General features: G+C 67.0%; 4 protein-coding genes and 1 pseudogene. 2 read left to right on the forward strand and 3 right to left on the reverse strand.

Translation table 11 applies throughout. The annotated features are described in order from the left end of the window. Together FFS27_RS27380 and FFS27_RS27385 are read left to right on the forward strand one after the other, a co-directional pair. A pseudogene (locus FFS27_RS27380) lies at nucleotides 1-1,159 on the forward strand (molecular chaperone HtpG); the annotation flags it as partial. A 36-nt stretch (nucleotides 1,160-1,195) separates the two neighbouring features. Next, nucleotides 1,196-3,490, forward strand: a complete 2,295-nt coding sequence (locus FFS27_RS27385) for a hypothetical protein (protein WP_137952341.1) — start codon at nucleotides 1,196-1,198, stop codon at nucleotides 3,488-3,490. A gap of 76 nt (nucleotides 3,491-3,566) precedes the next feature. Here the strand turns inward: FFS27_RS27385 and FFS27_RS27390 are convergent, their stop codons facing one another. The 3 genes from FFS27_RS27390 to livM form a co-directional block, all read right to left on the reverse strand. Further along, nucleotides 3,567-4,268, reverse strand: a complete 702-nt coding sequence (locus tag FFS27_RS27390; RefSeq protein WP_003086389.1) for an ABC transporter ATP-binding protein — start codon at nucleotides 4,266-4,268, stop codon at nucleotides 3,567-3,569. Between the two features lie 2 nt (nucleotides 4,269-4,270). Beyond that, entirely contained in the window at nucleotides 4,271-5,038 is a 768-nt protein-coding gene (livG, locus tag FFS27_RS27395) for a high-affinity branched-chain amino acid ABC transporter ATP-binding protein LivG (RefSeq protein ID WP_003082125.1), read from the reverse strand. Beyond that, the coding region (gene livM, locus FFS27_RS27400) for a high-affinity branched-chain amino acid ABC transporter permease LivM (protein WP_137952342.1) at nucleotides 5,035-5,742 on the reverse strand (708 nt) is incomplete at its 5' end. The genes livG and livM, both read right to left, overlap by 4 nt.

A 5,742-nucleotide genomic window follows, 5' to 3' on the forward strand; every position in this document is an offset into this window, starting at 1 on the left:
GCACCCGCTGCAACGGCAGCGCCGCGACCTGGAGTTCGCCGCGCGTTTCGAACATGACTTCGAACCGATCTGCTGCCTGCCGGTGCGCCCGGACGAGCGGGTCGACGTGCAGGGTCTGCTGTGGATCCAGGACGGCGGCACCTATGGCACCAGCGACAACCGCAATCTCTCGGTTTTCCTCCGCGGCATGCTGCTCGACGATGACGCCCGCGACCTGCTGCCGTCCTGGGCCGGGTTCGTCGGCGGGGTGATCGAGTCGAACCGCCTGACGCCCACCGCCAGCCGCGAGGACCTGCAGCGTGACGACCATTACGCGGCGATCCAGCATGCGCTGGCCGAGGCGCTGATCGCCGGGCTCGGCGAGGTGGCGCGGCAGCAGCCGGAGGCCTGGCGGCGGGTCCTGCTGCGGCACAACGAGGCCCTGCTGGGAGCGGCGTTGTGCGACGAGCGTCTGTTCGCGCTGATGATGGACAGCCTGCGCGTACCCACCTCCCAGGGCGACCTCCCGGCTTCCGAACTCCTTTCGCGCGGAGCGGTGCATGTGCTGCTGGACAACGACAGCGGCTTCGAGGAAATGCTGTTCCGTGCCATGGGCGTACCGGTGGCCCATGGCAATCGCTATGCGGTGGTACCCTTCCTCCGTCGCTGGGCGCAGGCCAAGGGGATGCGCCTGGTGGAGCTGGGCACCGAGCAGGGCAACCGCCAGTTGTTCCGCCTCGACCGACTGCCCGAGCGCGAGACCGGCTGGCTGGCCGAACACCTGGGCGGCGCCGAGGAGCAACTGGTGATCGCCCGCTTCAGCCCCGAGGAATTGCCGCTTGTGGTGGTGCCCGACCGCGACGCCGAACTCAAGCGGCGACTGGAGGACGACGAGGCCGACAAGCGTATTTCCACCGCGGCGTTGCGCCTGGCCCGGCAGTTCACCCGCAAGCTCGACAATCGCCAGCCGAGCCGGCTCTACGTCAACCTCGACAATCCGGCGGTGCAGGCGCTGCTCGCGGCCGTCGGCGAGGAACGCGACGAAGCGGCCCATGCGGCGTTGCTGCTGCGCTCGTTCAAAGTGATCATCGCCGGACAGGGACGCGGCCAGCCCGCGACCTCGCTGAACCAGGCCCTGGCCGGACTCGCCGATTCGGTGAAGCGCCTGCTGGGGCAATAAGAAAATTCGCAACACGCCTGATGGAGACTGAAGCATATGGATATCTGGAACTGGGTGGAGAAGCTCCGCGCCGACCTGCGTGAGGCCGGCCAGGAGCAGAGTGCGCGGCTGATCGACGAACTCACCGCGTACGTCTGCGACCTCGAGGTGGAGCGCGCCGAGGCGCTGTTGCCGGAGGTCAAGGCGCTGAGCCGGACGTTGAACAACCCGTGGCTGGAAATCTTCGTCCGCCACTGGGAGATGCGTAACCGGGTCGGCAACCAACTGGAGGGCGAGACCGCCCTGGCCGACGCCGTTTCCCTGTTCGAACTGGCCAACCGCGACGACACCCAGGCCTGCCCGCAGTCAGTCTGCGTGACCCAGGACCTGGCGTCGTGCTACGCCAACGTCGACGGCCCGGGCTGGGTGGAGGAACGCATCGAGGTGTGCGACGAGACCCTGGCGCGGATCGACCCGACCTGGGCCTGCTTCCACTGTCTGAGCAACGAGAAGGCCGAGGCGCTGCTCGACGACGGGCGGGGCGAAGATGCCCTGGCCTTCCTGGCCGAACAGGAGAAGAAGATCCTCGCTGCCGGCGAGGAGGTATTCGACAGCCTCCTGGAGATGCGCGTGGCGATCCTGCTGAACCTGGGGCGCGCCGAACAGGCGCTGGCCCTGATCGGCGAGATGGAGGAGAAGGTCGAGGGCGCGGAGTGGAACAACATCAGCCAGCCGCGGCGTCTGTACAAGGCCCACGGCCTGGCGTTGCTGGGGCGCGACGAGGAGGCCCTGGAGGCGCTGCTGCCGTTCTCCGAGATTGCCCCGCGCTATCGTACGATCTGGCTGCGCGCCGTCTACCTGCTGCTGCAACGGACCCCTGAGCGCAACACCTGGGACTTCGGCGGGCGCTTGCAGCAGATGCTCGAACACTATTCGCAGAAGGGCGCACACCGGGTGGTCATCGACGTCGCCAGCCAGGCCATCCGCCTCGCGCTGCAACGCGGTTCGGTGTGGAGCGCCAGGCGCCACCTGGCGCTGGCCGAACAGCATGCGCAGCAGTTGCAGCGCGACCGTGGCGCCAGCCAGTTGCTCGCTGGCCTGAGGGCCGAGATCGATGCCGCGCCGCAGCAGCAGGAACTGCCGGTGCCGGCTGCGGAGTTGCTCGACTGGCTGGCTGCGCAGGGCAGCGAAGACGCGCCGCGCAACCCGGAGAAAGAAGTGCAGTGGCTGCTCCAGGCGCTGGCCGAGCGGCCCGACGACACCGCCTTGCGCGAAGTGGCCGCCTCGGCGCTACAGGCCTGTTCCGCCGACGACGAGGCCATCGACCTGCTCTGGGAGTACGTCGAGCGCCACACCGACGAGGAGCAGCAACTGGCCTACTACCTGCTCAATGCCTTGCTGGCGCGCGGCGAGTACGACCAGGTCAAGCGCCTCGGCCGGCTCTACGCCGACAGCGTGCCGCTGATCGCGCTGTGGAGCGAAGTCAAGCTGGCCGAGAAACTCAACGACTGGCCGGAGCTGGAGCGCGCCTGCCAATCGGTGCTGGAAATTTCTCCCGGCTCGCTGGGAGCCCACAGCCTGCTGGGTAAGGCGCTGATGGAGCAGGATCGCTTCGCCGAGGCGGCGCTGGCCTACCAGCGTCTGGCCGGCAAGCTGGAGGAGCCGCAGTCGGTGCAGTGGGACCAGATGACCGCCGCCAGCGCCGCGCGCGACTGGACGATGCTGCGCGAGGTCGCTGCCGGCATGGGCATGGAGTTCGCCGCCGGCGACGGACCGATCGAGGAAGACTGGGGCTGGGTGATCGTCCGTTACATCGAGGATGGCGAAGCGCTCGACTACTACGCCCGGCGCACCGTCCCGGTGACCGCGCGGGTCCTCGAGAACGCGCCGGGCAATCGCAGCCAGCGGGTCGGTGACTGGGTGGTGTTCGACGCCGGCCTGATCTATCCGGCTCCGGAAGACGAGGAGGAACGCAAGCGTTTCGTTCCCACCTATGCGGTGGTGCACGTCCTCGAGAGCGGTGGTTACTCGCCGAGCTGGCTGGTGGACGGCGTCTATCCGGGCGACGAGGCCTTCGACGCCTTCCGCGAAACGCTCGACGCGCGCGGCTGGAAGGTCTGGGTGCACAGCAACCGCGACTACCAGGTCACCGATGCCAGCAGCGGCGAGGAACTGCGGGCGATCTACTTCACCGTCGCGACACCTGCGCAGCAGGCGCCGCGCGACCTGCACCAGGCGTTGCAGGAGGCCACCGGGCAATGGCCGCACCGCATGTGCTGGCTGCGCCTGGCGGAAGCGGCAGAGGTCGACACCCAGCCGCACCTGGACGCTATCGAGCGCTACGGCCTGTAGCCGGTACGCCTCGGCATAAAAAAACGGCCCGTGAGGGCCGTTTTCGTAGGCGCTGAAGTCTCCGGCGGGACGGTGCTCAGCCGCCGAGGTAGGCGTCGCGCACCTTCGGGTTGGTCAGCAGGGCGGCGCCGGTGTCGTGCATGACGATCCGGCCGTTCTCCAGCACGTAGGCGCGATCGGCGAGCTTCAACGCCTGGTTGGCGTTCTGCTCGACGAGGAACACGGTGACGCCTTCGCGACGCAGCTGCTCGATGATCTCGAAGATCTGCTGGATGATGATCGGCGCCAGGCCGAGCGAAGGTTCGTCGAGCAGCAACAGCTTTGGCTTGCTCATCAGCGCGCGGCCGATGGCGAGCATCTGCTGTTCGCCGCCGGACATGGTCCCGGCGCGCTGTTCGTAGCGTTCCTTCAGGCGCGGGAAGAGTTCCAGCACCTTGTCCATCTGCACCTGGTAGTCGTCCTTGTCGGTGAAGAAGCCGCCCATCGCCAGGTTTTCTTCCACCGTCAGGCGGGAGAAGACCCGGCGGCCTTCCGGGACCACCGCGATGCTCTTGCGCATGATGGTGGAGGAGGGCAGGCCGACCAGTTCCTCGCCTTCGTAGCGGATGCTGCCGCTGGCCGCCTGCGGCGAGCCGCAGAGCGTCATCAGCAGGGTCGACTTGCCGGCGCCGTTGGCGCCAATCAGGGTGACGATCTCGCCCTTCTTCACTTCCACGCTGACGTCGTGCAGCGCCTGGATCTTGCCGTAGTAGGTGGAAACCTTGTCGAAACTCAGCATGCTCACGCTTCCCCCAGATAAGCCTTGATCACGTCCGGGTTGTCGCGGATCTGCTCCGGCGTCCCGTCGGCCAGGGGGGCGCCCTGGTTGATCACCACGATATGGTCGGAAATGCTCATCACCAGCTTCATGTCGTGCTCGATCAGCAATACCGTCACGTTGTGCTCGCTGCGCAGCTTGGCGATCAGCGCCTTGAGGTCGTCGGTCTCCTTCGGGTTGAGGCCGGCGGCCGGCTCGTCGAGCATGAGGATCCGCGGGCGGGTCATCATGCAGCGGGCAATCTCCAGGCGTCGCTGCTGGCCGTAGGCGAGGGTGCCGGCGCTGCGGTTGGCGAACTCGGTAAGGTTGACTTCCTCCAGCCAGTGCGCGGCGTACTCCATGGCCTCGCGCTCGCTGCGGCGGAATGCCGGGGTCTTGAACAGGCCGGCGAGGAAGTTGGTGTTGAGGTGGCGGTGCTGGGCGACCAGCAGGTTCTCCACCGCGGTCATTTCCTTGAACAGGCGGACGTTCTGGAAGGTCCGCACCACGCCCTTGCGAGCGATCTTGTGACCGGGCAGGCCCTGGATCTCCTCGCCGTCGAGGCGGATCAGGCCGCCGGTGGGCTGGTAGAAGCCGGTCAGGCAGTTGAACACGGTGGTCTTGCCGGCGCCGTTCGGGCCGATCATCGAGACCACCTGCTTTTCCTCGACCTTCAGGTTGACGCCGTTGACGGCCAGCAGGCCGCCGAAGCGCATGGTCAGGCCGCTCACTTCGAGAATCGGTCGGCTCATGGCTTCAGCTCCAGGTGCGGGCGTTGCATCGGCAGCAGTCCCTGGGGACGCCAGATCATCATCACGATCATGGTCAGGCCGAAGATCAGCATGCGGTATTCGTTGAACCCGCGCATTTCCTGGAGCAGCACCATCACCACCGCGGCGAGTATCACGCCGAGCTGCGAACCCATGCCGCCGAGCACGACGATCGCAAGGATCATCGCCGACTCGATGAAGGTGAAGGACTCAGGCGTCACCAGGCCCTGGCGGGCGGCGAAGAAGCTGCCGGCGAAACCGGCGAAGCTGGCGCCGATGGTGAAGGCGGAGAGCTTGACGATGGTCGGGTTGAGACCGAGAGCGCGGCAGGCCACTTCGTCCTCGCGCAGCGCTTCCCAGGCGCGACCGATCGGCATGCGCATCAGCCGGTTGATCACGAACAGGGCCAGCAGCACCAGCAGCAGGGCCACCACGTAGAGCAGGATGACCTTGTAGTTGGTGTTGTAGGCGATGCCGAAGAACTCGTGGAAGGTCTGCATGCCTTCCGGCGCGCGGCGTTCGAAGGTCAGGCCGAACAGGGTCGGCTTGGGGATCGAGCCGATGCCGTTGGGGCCGCCGGTGATCTCGGTCATGTTGCGCAGCAGGATGCGGATGATCTCGCCGAAGCCGAGGGTCACGATCGCCAGGTAGTCGCCGCGCAGGCGCAGCACCGGGAAGCCGAGGAG

This window comes from Pseudomonas sp. 2VD (genome assembly GCF_005503585.1).
GTDB lineage: Bacteria > Pseudomonadota > Gammaproteobacteria > Pseudomonadales > Pseudomonadaceae > Pseudomonas > Pseudomonas aeruginosa.